This is a genomic window from Cyclobacterium sp. SYSU L10401 (genome assembly GCF_010993705.1).
In the GTDB taxonomy this organism is placed as follows: Bacteria; Bacteroidota; Bacteroidia; order Cytophagales; family Cyclobacteriaceae; genus Cyclobacterium.
The window spans coordinates 147209-164580 of the sequence record NZ_WOFO01000005.1; the positions used below are offsets into that span (position 1 = coordinate 147209).

Here is a 17372-nt window from a genome sequence, read left to right on the forward strand (position 1 = left end):
CGGTTTGATCAAAACATTATTTTACCTTCCTTTCTTTTTCAGAACCAAAAAAAATCCCTAAGCCACAGGTCAAATGGCATATCTCCTCCTTAATCCTCAGGCTGTTACCAATATTTGTCATTTCCTTCACGGGATAAAACCACCCGTTCACGGGGAAAACAGGCCAGTTCACGGGAAATAATATTATTCACTTATATTTTTTGATTTTATCCATTAGATTGGGAAGTAATAAGAGCAAAAACATATATAGATTCCTGCTTTTCTGGTAATCTACCTACTATTAAACTGTTTAAACCGCATGAATAATTGTTTCCACAGCTCCGGTAAAATCCTTGAATTGCTGAAAATTCGCTTTACCAAAAACTACCTGAAAGAAGAAATCCTTTCCCATCCACAATTTCCCAGTTTGCTGACCCTTTCGGATGTGTTGGAAAAGTACCATATCAGTACCCTTCCCCTTAAGGTCGGAAAAGAGAAGCTCGATCAGATTCCCATGCCCTGTATCGTGCAGGTCAAGGTACAAGGAAAGGAATATTTCCAAACCCTTTCCCATATCGCTGAAGACAGTTTTTCCGGATATGATGAGGAAGGAAAAAAGTTCAAACTAAGCAGGGAGGATTTTTTGCATTCATGGACCGGGGTGGTTTTGGCAGTAGAAAAAAGCGAGCACGCAGCCGAACCGCGAATTGAAGAACGTCTTCAAAAAGAAAAAATACAGACCTTCCTGATGGCCGGCCTGGTCCTGTTCGCTTTGATTGCAGTAGGTTTCGGATGGCCTGAACTGATGGGATCCGGATACGGAATTGCCACAGCAGGCTTACTGCTACTGAAGCTGATCGGATTGGGCGTTTCGGGGTTGATTTTATGGCGGGAGATCGACAAAGATAACCCCTTGGTTCAAAAATTCTGCTCCGGGGGAGCCAAGACGGACTGCAACACGGTACTGGACAGTGCGGCTTTCAAGTTTGCGGATGCGGCCATTAGCCCCGGATCCCTGGCTTTTGCTTACTTCTTTTCCGGCTCCTTGTTGCTTTTAACCCAAATATCTCCGCTTAGAGTACTGCCCACATTAGCATGGCTAAGCCTGGCAACCCTTCCGGTAGTAGTCATTTCTTTTTATTACCAGGCCTTCAGGATAAAGAGTTGGTGCCGGCTATGCCTGTTCCTGATAGGTATCTTGGTGCTTGAGATGGCACTGGTCTGGGCACAGCAGGTCTATCAGCATGCGATTGACTTGCCGGCAGTTGCTGCCTTTGCCTTTCTTTTTATCGCCTCCCTTCTGGGCTGGATATACCTGAAACCCATCCTCGATGCGAAAGACAAGCACTATACGTACCAAAGGAACCTGAAAAAATTAAAAAGCGATCCGGTAATTTTTGACAGCCTGCTAACCCGGTCGAAAAAGATAAACAACCCGACCGGGGACCTGGGCATTCTCCTAAAAAACGAATCTCCCAGGTATCAGGTCATCAAGGTGTGTAACCCCTACTGTGGACCCTGTTCAGAGGCACATCCGGAATTGGAGCGATTGGTAGAGGAAGGAATCATTGACTTACAGATTATATTCTTTCCCAATAATAGTACGGACGATCTCCATGCAAAAACCATCAGCCATTTGCTGGCCATAAACAGCAAAGGGGACCCCAAGGTAACGCAGGAAGCATTAGATATTTGGTATGCTGCCGAAAAAAAGGACTATACGGTATTTGCCGAACGCTACCCCATGAATGGAGAGCTAAGCAAACAGCAGGAAAAACTACTCGCCATGAAATCCTGGTGTGAAAAGGAAGGAATCATCCATACACCAACCATTTTTATCAACGGATATCAATTACCAAAAGAATACAGTATAGCGGACATCAAGGAAATAAATGTCTATAAGTAGGTATATAAAGAAATTCTATCGCGATGAATGGGCACAAATCCCGGGTGTCCTAAGCTGGTCCGGGGAAAACAAAAACATCATTAAATAAAAGAAAAATGAAAAAGTTAAATTTAGAAAAATTAAAGCTGGCAGCAGAGGATGTGCTACATCGAAGCCAACTGGCTGGGATTTATGGAGGGTCAGATGGATGTCAATATGTTTATTGCACATGTAATTTACACCTTGGAGCTTGGCAGGGTTATTACTGTTCGGAAGCTGAAGAAGAAGAAGCAATAAATACATATTGCGAAGGCGGGGGTGATTGCGAATAAAACGAATTAATAGAAATTAGTTACCTTGATAAGGTATCCTATATTTTAAGGAAAATTAATGCATTTTCTTAATCCTAAAAAAATTACGGAAATGAATTGGGAGAATTCCCAAGTGCCTAAACTAAATAGGGAAAGAAATAATAATATTTAAATAACAGAAAAATGGAAAAATTAAATTTAGCGAAATTAAGGCTTGCTATTGACGATGTGCTGCAGCGAAATCAAATGACAACGATTTATGGGGGGTCTGACGGGTGCAATTATTATTATTGTCAATGCACAGGAAGCACAGGAGCTTGGCAAGGATATTACTGTAGCGCACAAGAAATAGTAGATGCTATAGATAGAAATTGCGAACTGGAAAATGGCTCTTGTACTTAATATGTAAACCAAATATCAATTAGTTTCATTGGCCATACAATTTCTTAGTATGGCCAATGTAATGTTAGACTAAAAAGTAATATGCAAAATTATTCTTACTTAATACTTATACTGTTGCTCTCCTGTAGAGGAAATACAATTAAAACAGATCCAGATTATTTTTCCAATCTGAAATTTTCGGTAGATACCGTTATTATTGATCCAGGTGATGAAATTATCTTTTTGAAACACCAATTGTTGAATGCGGACATGGGTAAAGACGGAAAGTATTTTTATAATTTTAATAATGATGACCATACACTTGAAAAAATTAATTTGGATAAGCTACGATTGGAGGAAAAAGTGCCTTTTGATACCGAGGGGCCCAACGGTACGGGGCCCGGTATAGGAATGATGAAAGTTCACAATGACAGCCAAATAACGATGAATAATTTGAGTCATACGTCCTTATTCTCTTTGGAAGGAGAGAAGGTCAGGACCATTTATTTTGAAAACTTTTCCTTGGGTTTGTACTCCATGGAGGATAGGGAATATTTAAAACCAGAAAGGGTGCTCGATAAGGATGAAAACCGATTATATGGATTAATATATCGTTTCCAGGAGAAAAGTTTTGCTTTATGCATACTTGACCTGGAAACCTTTGAGGTAGAAAGATTGGAATTAAAAAGTTTTGAAAACCTGTCTAATTTTCAGATTTATTATACTCCGGGTAACAGTCGAATAGCTCACCAACTCGATGTAGATCTGGAAAAAATTGAAAATAAAGTGATCATATCGAACGAAATTACGAGTATTTTGATGTGGTATGATACCGTTAGGGATTCTCTTTTTACTAAATCATATGCCAGTCAACTTACAGCAAACCAAAAAGAAAAAGAGTATGTAACGGAATACGAAACGCTAGAGGAATTTGAAATTGCAAAAAGAAAGTTAAGGCAAGAAATAAATTTTATGCCCCCGTTTTGGGAAGAGCAAGGGGAGTGTTTTTATCGATTCTCACATCAGGAGATCGAAAATACTGGCGGGGAAAGAACTAGATCAAAAGTATATTTAACGGCATTAGACAAGGACTTAAATATGCTGGGTGAGACATTGATCCCTCAATTGACCAAAAAGCCAGGTAAACATTTTGCGAAGGATGGGGAAATTTGGATTTATGAAAATATAAATGATGAGATGGGGTTTGTCCGTTTGAAGATGAAAAAAAATAAATAAATTTAAACACCCCTTTTCTTGAAAACCACTTTCCCCTTCTACAAACAACCCGATGCCAAAGACTGTGGCCCCACCTGCCTGCGCATTATCGCCAAACATTACGGCAAATTGATCTCCCTGCAGGAAATACGGGAATATTCGGAAACCACCCGCTCCGGAAGCAACCTGCTTAAGCTTAGTGAGGCGGCAGAGGCTATCGGCTTTAAGACTATCGGGGCAAAGCTTGATTTTAACCGGCTGAAACAGGCACAGCTTCCCCTGATCGCCCATTGGGATAAAAGGCACTTTGTGGTGGTGTACCGGATCAAAAAAGATCAGGTTTACCTCTCCGATCCGGCCTATGGCCTGATCCGCCTGTCAAAACCTAAATTTATCGCCCGGTGGATCGGAAACAATGCCGATGAATCCACCAAAGAAGGCGTCACCCTGTTGCTGGAGGTAACCCCGGACTTTAAAAGGATGAAATGGGAGGAAGAAGACAAGCGCTCACTACGCTTTCTGTTCCGGTATTTGTTCAATTACAAAAACCTCTTGGTTCAGCTTTGTATCGGGCTGCTGGTAGGCAGTCTCTTGCAGCTTATTTTTCCCTTTCTGACCCAGAGCATCGTGGACGTGGGCATCCAAAACCAGGATATCGGTTTTATCTACCTGGTACTATTGGCGCAGATAATGCTGTTTGTCGGGCGTACCAGTGTAGAAGTGTTCCGGAGCTGGATTTTGCTTCACCTGAGTACCCGGATCAATATCTCCCTGGTATCCGACTTTTTTATCAAACTGATGAACCTGCCCATTGCCTATTTCGATACCCGGATGACCGGGGACATCATGCAGCGCATCGGAGACCACCGCCGGATAGAAAACCTGTTGACTGGAACCACCCTTAGCACCTTATTTTCCTTTTTTAATTTCTTCGTCTTCGGGGCGGTACTCATCTATTACAGCCTTACCATCTTTCTGATTTTTCTGGCGGGAAGCATTTTCTACATCCTCTGGGTGCTGTATTTTATGAAGCGCAGGAGGGAGCTGGACTACAAGCGTTTTGGCCAGTTGAGCCAGGAACAGAGCACGGTGATCGAACTGATCAACGGCATGCAGGAAATCAAAATGCACAATGCGGAAAAGCAAAAACGATGGCGATGGGAATTTGTACAGGCCAGCCTGTTCAATGTGTCTATTCAGACCCTTTCCCTGGAACAAACCCAGGGCGTAGGTTCCTCCATGATCAATGAGCTGAAGAATATTCTCATCACGTTTACTTCAGCGGTGCTGGTAATTGAAGGCAATCTTACCCTGGGCATGATGCTTTCGCTCCAGTACATCATCGGGCAGCTAAACAGCCCCATCACCCAGGTAGTTGGTTTTATTCGGGCCTATCAGGATGCCAGCATCAGCCTGGAGCGGCTAAACGAGATTCATGACAAGGAAGAGGAGGAAAACAGGGATACGCAGTATATCCGGAAAATCAATGTAGCTAAGGAGCTGACCCTGAAAAACCTGTCCTTTCGGTATATAGGAGCCGATGAGCCCGTTCTGGAAGGGCTCGACCTGATCATCCCTCCACAGAAAATTACAGCGGTGGTAGGGGCCAGCGGAAGCGGAAAGACCACCCTGATGAAGTTATTGCTCAAGTTTTACGAACCCACCAGAGGAGAGATCCTGTATGGCCAGCATGACCTTAGCATCATTGCTGCCAGAAGCTGGAGGGATCATTGCGGGGTGGTGATGCAGGAAGGCTACGTGTTTAACGATACCATAGCGGCCAATATTGCTGTGGGTCAGGATCGCATCGACCAGGAGCTGTTGGTCAAAGCCGCCCGGATCGCCAATATCTACGACTACATCCAATCCCTGCCGCTTGGCTTCAATACCAAAATCGGCAACGAGGGAGCCGGGATCAGCACCGGACAAAAGCAGCGGCTTTTTATCGCCCGGGCGGTGTATAAGGATCCTGAAATTCTCTTTTTTGACGAGGCCACCTCGGCACTCGATGCCCGAAACGAACGTATAGTGATGGAAAACCTGCAGCATTTTATGAAAGGGAAGACGGTAGTGGTCATTGCCCATCGCCTGAGTACGGTAAAAAATGCAGATCAGATCATCGTTATCGATCAGGGAAAAATAGTGGAACTGGGGTCCCATGACCAACTGCTGTATGCACAGGGGGCCTATTTTGATTTGGTAAAAAATCAATTGGAGCTGGAAAAAATAAATACAAACTAACCATGCCCGATGAGAACACCCATACCGATAACCTAGATCTCCGGTCCGAAGAAGTACAGGAGATCATTACCCGGCCGCCGGCCTGGCTGATCCGCTGGGGCATCACCCTGGTATTTGTTATGACCTGTCTGATCATCACGCTCTCTTTTCTGATAAGGTACCCGGATTTTGTGCAGGCAAAGGTGCTGGTGACAACCCGGGAGCCGACGGAGCGGGTGCTGGCCCGTACTTCCGGTCAGATAGAAAAGCTCTTTGTGGAAAACGGAGAACTTGTCTCCTCCGGCCAGCCACTTGCCGGGATCAAAAGCACCGCAAACCTGGAGGATATCCTGATCCTGAAAGACCAATTGGAAAAGGCGGTCTTTGGAAAGGAAAATGGGTATGCCTTCCCCATGGATTCACTTTCCAGCCTGGTACTGGGAGAAGTGGAACCTGCCTTTCTGGAATTTGAACGAAATTACATGGAATACCGGCTGCTTCTGGAACTACAACCCTTTATCGGACAATTGGACGGCAGCCGTACCGCATTGGTGGAAATCAATAACCGGATCGAAAGGCAGATCGCCCAAAAGGAGCTATTGGAACGTAGAATGGAACTGGTCCAGCTCGACTACGATCGCAACAAGTCACTGCATGAAGATGGGGTAATTGCCGACAAGGATTTTGAAGCCCGGGAAATGGAATACCTGCAGATACAGGAGCAGGTCAACAGCATGGCCATAGCCATTTCCCAAATGCAGGAGGCCCTGAGCCTGGGAAACCAAACGCTGCGCATCACGGAAATCAATAAAAAGGAAGAGGAGACCCGCGCCCTGAAAAGCCTGATCCAGTCCTACCATGGGCTGCAGCGTGCCCTGCGGGATTGGGAATATACGTACCTGATGAAATCTTCTACCGGAGGTCTGGTCAGCTTTCAGAAAATCTGGAGTGCCAATCAACAGGTAAATGCCGGCGAACCGGTATTTACTGTACTTCCGGAAAACAAGGAGGAACTGGTAGGTGCCATGAAAATACCGGCACAGAACGCTGGGAAAGTGGCAATCGGCCTCAAAGTGTTGATTAAGCTGGACAATTTCCCTTTTCAGCAGTATGGCGCCCTGACGGGTCGTGTTACCAGGGTGGCTGTCTCCCCGGATGATGAATTCAATTATCTGGTTTACGCCTCCCTTCCGGAAGGTACGCAAACCTCTTTTAATACCAGGATCCCCTTTACGCAGGAGCTTCTGGGAAACGCCGAGATCATTACCCGGGACCTGAGTGTGGCAGAAAGGCTTTTTTTTAAATTTAAATCAATCATGGCCAATTAAACCGGAAAATAATGAAAACCCAACAAACCGAAAGCAGCCCACAGTTACCATCCAAACTCATAGCAATCAACCGACTTTTGGTTGAACACGCCCCGTCCAATGAAGCCCCCGGACTCCTACAGGGAAAAATGGGCCTGGGTATATATTATTTTATGTTGGCCCGGGAGACCAATGACCCGGCACATCAGACCATGGCTGAAAAATGTATAGGGGAAGTCTATGAAGCAGCAGGAAACATTTCCATTGCTGCTGATTTTGAAAACGGGCTTGCGGGCATTGCCTGGGGCCTGTGCCATTTGATCAAAAATGATTTCGTAGCTGCTGATCCGGATGAAATTCTGGAGGATGTGGACGATCGCATCTTCCGCTATTGGAATGCAAACAAAGAAACATTGCCCGTAGATATCAGGCAGGGTTTGCTCGGGTATTGGGTTTACTACACCCTTAGGCTCGAACTAACACATGATCCCGTGAACCGTTTTATCCACACCCGGGTGGTGTCCGAAATCCTCAACCGGATCGGACAACTGGTAGAGGAGGAAAAATTTCAGCACAGGGAACCGGATTTGTTTACCCTGTATTGGGATCTTCCTCTACTATTGATCCTCCTGTCCAAGTCGAAACAACTACAGGTCAGTTCCAATAAAATTGACCGGATACTGGATTACCTTAGCCCAATCATCACCTCCCTGTATCCAAGATTGCATAGCAATAGAATGTACCTTTTGTTGGGACTGGAAAGCATGATCAAACAATTACCCCTGACTGTTTTGCAAGACCATGCAGATCTACTGAGGAAAAGCACCTCCCTGACCAGGATCATTGAAGTGGAATTCAAAAGCCTGAATATCCTGGCACAGGATGGTATCACGGGGCTGGCATTTATCAGCAGAAGACTGTCAAGCCTTACCGGAACTTCAGCCCTGCTATTTGCCAGGGAAGCGTTAATCCGAAAAATAAATAAATCGGTGTATTGGCTGGAGGAGAGCCATTATCAGGAAATGAAGAAAAATACAGGCTGGGCTAGAGGCCTGTCCGGAATGGGAATGCTCTTACTGGAAATTCTAAAAGATAGCCCGGGTGAAATGGAGAAATAAATTTTAGCAGCATATGGAAAAATCAGATCTTAGAGATGTCACCTTTATCATCCCCCTGCGAATAGATACGGTAGACAGACTGGAAAACACCCTTGTCATCCTGGATTTCCTCCTGGGAAGTTTTCATACCAGGATAAAAATTCTGGAAGCCTGCCGACGCAATACCGGAATATTACAACAATTGCTACCCGGGGAGGTGGACTACCGGTTTGTGGAAGACCGTGATGATGTCTTTCACCGGACGAAATACATCAATACACTTACAACAACCTGTGAAACTACCTATTTAAGCCTCTGGGATACGGATGTCATCATTCCCTCAAGCCAAATAGAAGCAACCATGAAAAGGCTAAGGGAGGGGAAGGCCGATTTTGTGACCCCATTTCAGGACAGGTTTTTAGACACGTCTTACATCCTTCGGGATCTTTATATCCAATCAGGGGACATTGGACTATTGGAAAAGCAGCAGGGCAAAATGAATGCGCTGTATACCCCCAATCCGGTGGGTGGGGTATTTTTTGCCCATAGACAGGCCTATGTCGATACGGGGATGGAAAACGAGAGATTCTACGGCTGGGGCAGAGAAGATGGAGACCGGGCAAACCGCTGGAAGATATTGGGCTACCGCCACCAACATGTACCCGGCCCCTTATTTCATCTTTCCCACGAAAGGGGACTCAACAGCTCCTTCCACAGTTCCAGTCAAAACGACAAAAAAATGGCGGAGTTGCAAAGGTCCCTGGTGATGTCGAAAAAGGAATTGAAAAGGGAAATTAAAAGCTGGAGATAATGCTATTTTCATTACGGGATTTTTAGATAGGGTAATAATGAAATCAAAAATATTTGGCATAGGACTACCCAGGACGGGAACACAATCACTAACTCAGGCGATGAGAAAGTTGGGTTTTGTTTCCGGTCATTGCCTCTCTCCTAATCAGTGGAACAAAATAGATCATTTTGATTTTGTTTGTGATTCCCCTGTACCTTCCAGGTTTATTGATCTTGATAGAATTTACCCCGGATCCAAATTTATATTGACAACAAGAAATGTTAATAACTGGCTTAGTTCATGCAGAACGTTCTTTATCGATAAGAGACCTCCCGAGCGGATTAAAGAAAAATGGTTCCTTGATTATCGTATAGAAATTTTTGGCACTGCAAAATTTGATGCTAAACTATTTGAAGAAACATACTATAAACACAATGAAAGGGTCAGGAAACATTTCCTTGAATCTAACAGTAGATTATTGATTTTAGATATCACAAAAGGTGAAGGATGGGTAAAACTAATAGATTTTCTGGGCTTGTCGATTGATTCAAAAGAATTGGGCCCATTTCCTTTTGAAGATTTTGTAAAAAGAAAAAAGTCATCTTGGCTTAACAAAGAAAAAAAAGTCCCCGCAATTAAAGTTTTTTATCCCTCAAATTCACCAACAATAAATTTAAATAAGTTAGAAATAAATTGCATTCCGAAGGCCAGAGAAGAAAGCAAGCCCCTAAAAACAAAAAATCTAAAACAGATTTTATCTATTCTTGAGAAACTTAACGACTTTATAAGTAAAAATGAACCAGCAAAAAATGAGGTTGGACTATTAAACGGAAAAATCGGATTGAGTATTTATTTCTTTATGTTGGGAAGGAGTACCAGAAATAGTGAAATTCTATCCATCGCAGAGCATATTCTAATGGATGTTTATAATACTTTAGGGAATTTTATCATACCTACAAATTTTCAAAACGGGCTTTCCGGCATTGCCTGGGGCCTTTGCCATCTGATCAAAAATGACTATGTAGAAGGTGATCCCGATGAAATTTTAATTGATGTCGACCACCAAATCATTAGCTATTGGAATGCAAACAAAGAAACATTGCCTGTAGATCTCCGGCTGGGATTGTTGGGATACTTGGCTTACTATACCAGTAGGCTCGAAATTTCACAGGGCCATGCTAAGTCCGTAAACCAAAATATCCATACCCGGGTCGTCTCCGAAATTATTAACCGGATAGGACAGCTGGTAGAGGAGGAAAAATTTCAGCACAGGGAACCGGAATTGTTTACCCTGTATTGGGATCTTCCTCTACTATTGATCCTCCTTGCCAAGGCAAAACAACTACAGGTCAATTCCAATAAAATTGACCGGATACTGGATTACCTTACCCCAATCATCACCTCTCTCTATCCAAGATTGCATAGCAATAGAATGTACCTTCTGTTGGGATTGGAAAGTATATTTAAAGAGCTACCATTGACTGCGTTGCAAGATCATGCGGATCTGCTAAAGGAAAGCATTTCCTTGGATACGATTATCGATGAGGAATGTAAAAACCTGAATATCCTGGCACAAGATGGTATCACAGGTCTGGCATGGATCAGTAGAAAATTGTCAGCCCTTACCGGGACTTCGAAACTATTATTACCTATGGAAAAAATAATCCAAAAAACAAGCAGATCAAATTATTGGGAGGAGAATGGTTATAATCAAGACATGGTGAATAATTGTGGATTGACAGCAGGATTAGGCGGCATAGGAATACTTCTACTGGAATATTTAAATGATACAGTTGGTGGAAAAAACTAATTTGAAGGCTATATAGGTCCAAATCATATAAAAACCTCTTAATTCAAACTAAAATTATTATAGCATGGTGGTGAAAAATATTCAATCCTTTTTAATACTATCCAATAAAACTTCCCTCCCTTTGATTCAAAAATACCGGGAAATATTTGATGCAACCCGGGATATAGGAGATACGGTATTGCTTTACCATCTGGATAAGGGGAAGCCTGGTGTTAATGCTTCAGGGCTTAATGCTTTTACATTTACGGATGAGGTCTTAAGCTCCCTGAATTATTTCCCCCTTGGCTTTACCCTGGTTCCGGGCAGCAACCATTTCCCCTTGCTGAAATTTTATCTATCTCATCCGCATTACGATTACTACTGGTGCATCGAGGACGATGTGGCGTTCTCCGGAGATTGGAGAGCCTTTTTTGAGGCTTTTTCCTCCCTGGACACTGATTTTATCAGCAGCCATATCCGCCGCTACAAGGAGGAGCCGGAATGGCCCTGGTGGCCTGCCCTGGCCCATCCCTATACTGTTATCCCACAAGAGCAACGGATCCGCTCCTTTAACCCCATCTACCGCATTTCGCGGCAAGCCCTGGAGTTAATCCACAAAGCACTCCTCAGCAAGTGGTGTGGGCATCACGAGGTACTGATCCCTACCCTGCTTTACGAAACCGGACTTTCTATCCATGACTTTGGAGGCAAGGGAGAATTTGTACCCGAGGGCTTTGAAAACCGATTCTACATGAACAACAGCCCCAACCATAGAGGCATACTCTCCGACGGCACCATGCGTTGGAGACCGGTTTTTGCGGAGGCAGGAACATTGAAAAACAAACTCTACCATCCTGTAAAACTGACGGATGATTAAAACCTGAATAATAATCCCCGAATGCGCAAGCTGAAAAAGTGGAACCTTACTCAATTTGAAGGTATGGCTTACATTTCTATCCTTAGAGATTCACTTGATGATCCATCCGAAAATACAAATTACCATTAACCAAACGGAAGGGCATTCATCCGCAGTAAGTTTGACAACTTCCTTTTAGGCAGGCAATTAGAAAAAGTTATGCAAAACTACTTTAAATCTTATACTTTTAATAAATAGTTAAATTAAATGCGTAAAAACACCCATTAAAATTTATATAAAAAAAGAAAATTATAATTTTATTGATGTAAATTTTAAATATAAATGTAAATCCAATCAAAAAATAATTCAAATCAATTTGAATACATTCCTTTTTTTTTATCTTATCGACCTAGTTACACTACTAAGTTTATTTTTATGGAGAGCCATTCTTTAATCCTCAGTTGCAATCATAAAATCCTTAAAATTGGCCTTGATATGGTCACCCATATTGTGGTAAACGATTATCTGCTCACCGTCTTTTGTCTGGATGGAAGCAGCCATTCCTGCTGCTCCTCGTTAAAAAAGGTAGAAAAAAAATTGCCGGAGACATTTTTCAAAATAAACCGGAACTGCCTGGCCAATGTTAATTTAATCCAGTCAATTCCGCCAAAGGAAAGGGAAATAGTAATGGAAAACAATGTACGACTGAAGGTAGCCAAATCCAAATGGGCTACGCTAAAGAAAGAATTTCGTCAACCTGATTCCCCAGACAATGGCATCAGGGATACGCATTAATCTAATTTCGTGCTTATTTGAGGGTCTATCAGAAAAAATATGTTTACGTAAAGCCTCCATGCTCAAACGTCTAGCAGCAATAATTAGGGTTGTGTATATCATTTAATTAGAATAACCGAAGTGGAAATTTTATTTCTGGAGGGGTTAAGGGAGGAGGTATAGTTAAGCGTAACGATCTTGAATTTCATCGCTATACCCGGTTTAATTTCTTTTATCTGCCTTTATGGGGAAAGGCTTTTATAAAAAATACTAATGAGAAGAATTGCTAATGCCTTACCACTGGTATCCGTTATTATGCCCTGCAACAATGCATCAAGTTTCATAGCAGAGGCAGTGGAAAGTATCCTGTTACAGGATTTCAAAGACATTGAGTTGCTGATTATCGACTACGGGGCCAATGATAAGGCTACCAATCTGATCCTATCACTTGATGATACCCGCATCCGGTATTTCGAATTTGATACCAAACGGGGAAACTGTGCGGCCAGAAATTTTGGGATAGCTCATGCATTTGGAAAATATATTGCCTTTACGGATGCCGACGATCTTTCCCTGCCTGATCGCCTGTCTACACAATATAGTATGCTGGAAAATCATCCCGACACCTTTTGCATTGGCTCCTCCTATGAAATCATCGATGCAGCAGGCAGAAATATGGGTTTAGTAAATAAGCCGCCAGACCATGAAAAAATAAAGGTCTTGTTGTTTGCCGACAAAAACACCCGCCAGCCAGCCATGATGATCAGAAATACCCTGTGTCAGGATTTTGGATTTCGATTTGACGAATCCTTTTCCTATGCTGGAGATTATGATTTTGTGGTAAGGGTTGCACAAAAATTTAAAGTTCAAAACATTTCCAAGCCGCTCGTAAGATCCCGGATATATCCGGAACAGGCTTTTACCGAAAAAAGAGAAATGGAGGAGGAGACGGCCAATCGGGTTAGGAGACGGCAACTGGAAACCCTCGGTGTGGATTTTACCGAGGAGGATTTTCACCTTCATTTAAAGTTGATCCATCACCGGTATTTGGAGGATCTTGAGTTGGATCAGGTGGAGACATGGCTAAACCGGCTCCTTACTGGGAACCATCAAAAAATGATTTACGACAATGACTTCTTTTATTCGATTTGTGAAAATTTGGCAGCCACTGCCATTCGCCACAACCGGCTGGGGGGATGGTCCATTGAAAAAAAAATGCTTACCTGCATTAATGAAATCCTGGTTCCCGGGTCCAAATTGCTTGAGTTCGGTACAGGAAAGGGAACCGAAGCCTTGCTACGAAATTATCAGGTGACCAGCATTGAGCACGATACCCGGTATTGTATTTCATTATCGCAGGAGCATGAATGTATGCTGGCCCCTATAGAAGGGGAATGGTATTCGCCAGAAGAAGTCAAATCTGTTTTATCCCGTATAAATTTTGATCTGATTTTGGTCGACGGGCCTCCCGGGACATTAAGGCAAGGGATTTTAAATCACCTGGAATTATTTAAAGGTATAAAAAGTGTATTTGTCTTTGATGATATGGATCGAGAACTTGACCGGAAAACAATGATTACTTTTTGCAGGGAGCTTTGCCTTACCTACAAAATTATACAGGGGGACAGGAAGCAATTTGCTGTCTGCCGGCAATATCCGGATGACCCATCAAATGTAGACCGAATACCCTTTAAATAATGATTTTGAAAAGCTAGTTTCCTTTCAACTAACAACCCGATGCCATTTCAATTGTACCTGAGAAATTCCAAAAAAAGTAATGACGAAGGAATGTACTATTGCTGCAGGTATCCATACCAGCACATCACGCCTTATAAGGCTGAGCCTGTTGAAGCCCGACTCCGCTGCCTTCGACTCCGCTCAGGCACCGCAGCCCCAAATCTCCGCGTCAACAAATCAACACAACCTCAAACCATCAACTTTATTCTTTTCGTCATCTAAACTACAACTGGCTCAATCCCTATACATTACAGCACCAATCATTTCCTTCAGGGGATAAAACTGCCCGTTCACGGGAAAAATAGGTCAGTTCACGAGAAATACTATTATTCACTTATATTTTTTGATTTTTTCCATTAGATTGGGAAGTAATAAGAGCAAAAACATATATAGATTCCTACTTTTCTGGTAATCTACCTACTATTAAACTGTTTGAACCGCATGAATAATTGTTTCCGCAGCTCCGGTAAGATCCTAAAATTGTTGAAAAATTGCTTTATCAAAGAAATTTAATCATAAAAGACCTAAAAAGATAATCACAAATTAGGTGGTAAATACAGGCATTCTATCGCGATGAATGGACATAGTTCCTGATGTCCTAAATAGTCAGGAAATTTATTAAATGTCAATTTCAAAATGATGAAAAAGGTAAATTTAAAAAAACTAAAACTCACATCAGAAGATGTACTTCAAAAGGACAAACTATCAAAGGTATATGGCGGAATGGTAGGCCAGGGGACTTTTGAATGTTATTGCGGATTCGTAGGAGGTTGCGGGGAAGATTCCCCATTCACAGTAAATGCAGCTAATTTAACAGAGGCATTATGGGCAGCAGGATTGGTTTGTCAGGGTTCTGGTGCAACTTGTCAAGGGCTTTAGTAGATTTAGGGGGGCATATGCTCCCCTAATTTCTGAATTTTAGGATTTAATCAGCTTTAATATGCACCTATTATTAATGATATTGATGATTGTCTCAGCCATGCTGGTCAGTGATCATGATATTTTCGTTGAACACAAATACGAAAACCAGATCAACGCATCCACTATTGCGGATGCGGTTGATCTTGTTGATTTGAACCGAAATTACCACAACATTTCCCGTCTTGTCATTGGAGACAAATACCTGATAGTCAGTCCAGGGGAAGAAGACCTAAAAGGTTTTTCCAATTCGGTAGCCCTGTTCAGCAAAGACGGTACCTTTATGGAAGAGCTTTACAGAGGCAAAAATATTATCCAAAGTCTAGCCTACGATAAAACGAGTGAACATCTTTATATCGCCCATAATGACAAGATCGTGGTTTATGACGTCCGCCATCGCAACCAAAAAGCACAGTTTGAGGTGAAAAACAGTTTGTCCAACATCGCCTTTTTCTCCGGCAGGATCTACGCCGGAACAGTAAAATTTGAGTCCGGTAAAAAGACCTATCTCATTGAGGCTTTCGACAGCAAGGACTATAAATCCGTTAAAACCGCTATTGAAATGGTCTATGATACAGAGAAAGCCCATCCTGCCGTAAAAATCGTATCCAGGCGCAACTCCTTTAGCAGTGGAAACGGCTCCCTCTATGTGTCCTTTGGTGAAGCCAACGACATTTACTCTTCTAAGAATGAATTTATACGTCCGGTTGCCCGACTCAAGAACTTATACCAGTCCAATGATGGGGAACACGATATCTTTTTGTCCGGTAACCAAGGAATAATAGGAAAGTTTGCGACTACTTCATTCAGACATCGGGGTAATAAATATCTCCTGTTCTATGATTTAAAAAACCGCAAACAATATTTAAGTGAATCTAGCAACAAATCAGGCCTCTACGACGACTTTAATCATTCCGGCTATTATATCCCAAAATTTACCAACCTCAACCCATACATGTATGCCTATACCAACAAGGATGAAAAAACTTCTATTGTCCTATTTAAGGTTAAGTCTTAGTTTTTTTATCTTTCTCATCCTTGGCTGCTCGCAAGGTGACAAACATGACTTAATGGCCATTGAAGTTCCGAAAGCCAGCGATGACCCCATTAGGTTGGAAGATATAGCTGAGTCAATTCAGCTTGTTCAACTTGAGACAAAGGAAGGTTCTTTGCTAAATATGATTCAAGAGGTGAAGCTCTACGATGAAAAGCTGTATGTGGTCGATCTGGCGGGTCAGATCCTGGTTTTTGATATTGAAGGAAATTTTTTGCAAATGCTAGGAAAGAACGGGAACGGACCCGGAGAATACACCTACATTTCGTCTCTGGCGATAGACGAATCTTCCAATTTGATTTATATTGCATCTGGCCAAAAACTCCTGGCTTACTCCACGGAAAACGAGCTCGTAGCAGAGGGCAAGTTACCACTTTTTATTAATTACCTTAACACTCATAATGGAAAATTATTCGCCCTTGCTCAACTTAATGGGATCGAAACGGAGCAGGGGTATATAAACCAGACTACCTTGTTGGAGATATCCAACTCTCTGGAAGTAGCGGACAGTATTCCGGTTCGCCGGTTGATTCTTAAGGAACAAATTGCAGCAACCTACCCCTATAAACATTTTATCTCCAAGGTGGACAGCGACCTTTACCTTTATAGCCCTGTACTAACCAATGAAACCATCCTTCGGGATACCCTCTATCGACTTGAGGGAAAGACCTTGACTCCTTTCGCTAAGCTTAATTTTGAACAGAACCATCTCAATGAGAAAAATCAAAAAATAATTTGGATCAAGAATATGGTCAATTCCCGGTCCTATCTTATGTGTGAATACGATTCAGACGGGGACAAATGGATGTTTTTGTTTGATAAGGGTAAGTCAATCGGTTACAATTTAAAGGGGGGACTATTGGATGGGCGGGATGATCCCGTCATTCTTAGGCCACTGGACCCAGCTCATGACATATTCTATTTTATCAAAACCGCAAAATATTCAGCCGATAATACGGAGGAATTGAATCCTGTCATTGGCATTGTAAGTTTAAAGTAAAGACTGGCGGAGAAACGATAATCTACGATACGTAGGATTAATAAAATACTGTACCAATA

Annotated in this window: 15 protein-coding genes; all 15 read left to right on the plus strand. The window is 42.5% G+C overall.

Features of this window, described 5'->3' with window-relative positions; translation table 11 throughout:
• Window positions 1–298 precede the first annotated feature (298 nt).
• The 15 genes from GL182_RS13635 to GL182_RS13710 all read left to right on the plus strand — a co-directional run bounded on the left by GL182_RS13635 (window position 299) and on the right by GL182_RS13710 (window position 17313).
• Window positions 299–1885: a cysteine peptidase family C39 domain-containing protein gene (locus GL182_RS13635; protein ID WP_163380245.1), complete on the plus strand. Its 1587-nt coding sequence runs from the start codon at window positions 299–301 to the stop codon at window positions 1883–1885.
• A 95-nt stretch (window positions 1886–1980) separates the two neighbouring features.
• The gene (locus GL182_RS13640; protein ID WP_163380246.1) at window positions 1981–2196 is read left to right on the plus strand and encodes a hypothetical protein; all 216 of its coding nucleotides are present in this window, start codon (window positions 1981–1983) and stop codon (window positions 2194–2196) included.
• A gap of 162 nt (window positions 2197–2358) precedes the next feature.
• A complete protein-coding gene (locus GL182_RS13645) occupies window positions 2359–2577 on the plus strand; it encodes a hypothetical protein (RefSeq protein WP_163380247.1) in 219 nt (72 codons plus the stop codon).
• Window positions 2578–2658: 81 nt separating this feature from the next.
• The gene (locus tag GL182_RS13650) at window positions 2659–3792 is read left to right on the plus strand and encodes a DUF4221 family protein (RefSeq protein ID WP_163380248.1); all 1134 of its coding nucleotides are present in this window, start codon (window positions 2659–2661) and stop codon (window positions 3790–3792) included.
• Window positions 3793–3810: 18 nt separating this feature from the next.
• Window positions 3811–6012, plus strand: a complete 2202-nt coding sequence (locus GL182_RS13655; protein ID WP_163380249.1) for a peptidase domain-containing ABC transporter — start codon at window positions 3811–3813, stop codon at window positions 6010–6012.
• A 2-nt stretch (window positions 6013–6014) separates the two neighbouring features.
• Window positions 6015–7319 (plus strand): HlyD family secretion protein, encoded by a 1305-nt coding sequence (locus GL182_RS13660; RefSeq protein ID WP_163380250.1) that lies wholly within the window; start codon window positions 6015–6017, stop codon window positions 7317–7319.
• An 11-nt stretch (window positions 7320–7330) separates the two neighbouring features.
• Window positions 7331–8416 (plus strand): hypothetical protein, encoded by a 1086-nt coding sequence (locus GL182_RS13665; RefSeq protein WP_163380251.1) that lies wholly within the window; start codon window positions 7331–7333, stop codon window positions 8414–8416.
• A gap of 13 nt (window positions 8417–8429) precedes the next feature.
• Window positions 8430–9206: a galactosyltransferase-related protein gene (locus tag GL182_RS13670; RefSeq protein ID WP_163380252.1), complete on the plus strand. Its 777-nt coding sequence runs from the start codon at window positions 8430–8432 to the stop codon at window positions 9204–9206.
• Window positions 9207–9243: 37 nt separating this feature from the next.
• The gene (locus GL182_RS13680) at window positions 9244–10995 is read left to right on the plus strand and encodes a sulfotransferase (RefSeq protein WP_205603661.1); all 1752 of its coding nucleotides are present in this window, start codon (window positions 9244–9246) and stop codon (window positions 10993–10995) included.
• Between the two features lie 64 nt (window positions 10996–11059).
• Window positions 11060–11851, plus strand: coding sequence for a DUF3405 domain-containing protein (locus GL182_RS13685; RefSeq protein ID WP_163380253.1), 792 nt, complete (start codon window positions 11060–11062; stop codon window positions 11849–11851).
• A gap of 414 nt (window positions 11852–12265) precedes the next feature.
• Window positions 12266–12625: a LytTR family DNA-binding domain-containing protein gene (locus tag GL182_RS13690; protein WP_262889341.1), complete on the plus strand. Its 360-nt coding sequence runs from the start codon at window positions 12266–12268 to the stop codon at window positions 12623–12625.
• A gap of 252 nt (window positions 12626–12877) precedes the next feature.
• Window positions 12878–14302 (plus strand): glycosyltransferase family 2 protein, encoded by a 1425-nt coding sequence (locus GL182_RS13695; protein WP_163380255.1) that lies wholly within the window; start codon window positions 12878–12880, stop codon window positions 14300–14302.
• A gap of 675 nt (window positions 14303–14977) precedes the next feature.
• On the plus strand, window positions 14978–15220 hold the full coding sequence (locus GL182_RS13700) for a hypothetical protein (RefSeq protein ID WP_163380256.1): 243 nt from the start codon (window positions 14978–14980) through the stop codon (window positions 15218–15220).
• A 61-nt stretch (window positions 15221–15281) separates the two neighbouring features.
• Entirely contained in the window at window positions 15282–16277 is a 996-nt protein-coding gene (locus tag GL182_RS13705; RefSeq protein ID WP_163380257.1) for a hypothetical protein, read from the plus strand.
• Complete coding sequence (locus tag GL182_RS13710) at window positions 16237–17313, plus strand: 6-bladed beta-propeller (protein ID WP_163380258.1); 1077 nt, start codon at window positions 16237–16239, stop codon at window positions 17311–17313. The genes GL182_RS13705 and GL182_RS13710 overlap by 41 nt, the downstream gene beginning before the upstream one ends.
• Window positions 17314–17372: the final 59 nt, after the last annotated feature.

Coding starts and splice junctions, on each gene's coding strand:
- GL182_RS13690 (WP_262889341.1), top strand. CDS start 12,266: ATGGAGAGCCATTCTTTAATCCTCAGTTGCAATCATAAAATCCTTAAA.
- GL182_RS13700 (WP_163380256.1), top strand. CDS start 14,978: ATGATGAAAAAGGTAAATTTAAAAAAACTAAAACTCACATCAGAAGAT.
- GL182_RS13685 (WP_163380253.1), top strand. CDS start 11,060: ATGGTGGTGAAAAATATTCAATCCTTTTTAATACTATCCAATAAAACT.
- GL182_RS13695 (WP_163380255.1), top strand. CDS start 12,878: ATGAGAAGAATTGCTAATGCCTTACCACTGGTATCCGTTATTATGCCC.
- GL182_RS13645 (WP_163380247.1), top strand. CDS start 2,359: ATGGAAAAATTAAATTTAGCGAAATTAAGGCTTGCTATTGACGATGTG.
- GL182_RS13650 (WP_163380248.1), top strand. CDS start 2,659: ATGCAAAATTATTCTTACTTAATACTTATACTGTTGCTCTCCTGTAGA.
- GL182_RS13670 (WP_163380252.1), top strand. CDS start 8,430: ATGGAAAAATCAGATCTTAGAGATGTCACCTTTATCATCCCCCTGCGA.
- GL182_RS13705 (WP_163380257.1), top strand. CDS start 15,282: ATGCACCTATTATTAATGATATTGATGATTGTCTCAGCCATGCTGGTC.
- GL182_RS13710 (WP_163380258.1), top strand. CDS start 16,237: ATGAAAAAACTTCTATTGTCCTATTTAAGGTTAAGTCTTAGTTTTTTT.
- GL182_RS13640 (WP_163380246.1), top strand. CDS start 1,981: ATGAAAAAGTTAAATTTAGAAAAATTAAAGCTGGCAGCAGAGGATGTG.
- GL182_RS13680 (WP_205603661.1), top strand. CDS start 9,244: ATGAAATCAAAAATATTTGGCATAGGACTACCCAGGACGGGAACACAA.
- GL182_RS13635 (WP_163380245.1), top strand. CDS start 299: ATGAATAATTGTTTCCACAGCTCCGGTAAAATCCTTGAATTGCTGAAA.
- GL182_RS13660 (WP_163380250.1), top strand. CDS start 6,015: ATGCCCGATGAGAACACCCATACCGATAACCTAGATCTCCGGTCCGAA.
- GL182_RS13665 (WP_163380251.1), top strand. CDS start 7,331: ATGAAAACCCAACAAACCGAAAGCAGCCCACAGTTACCATCCAAACTC.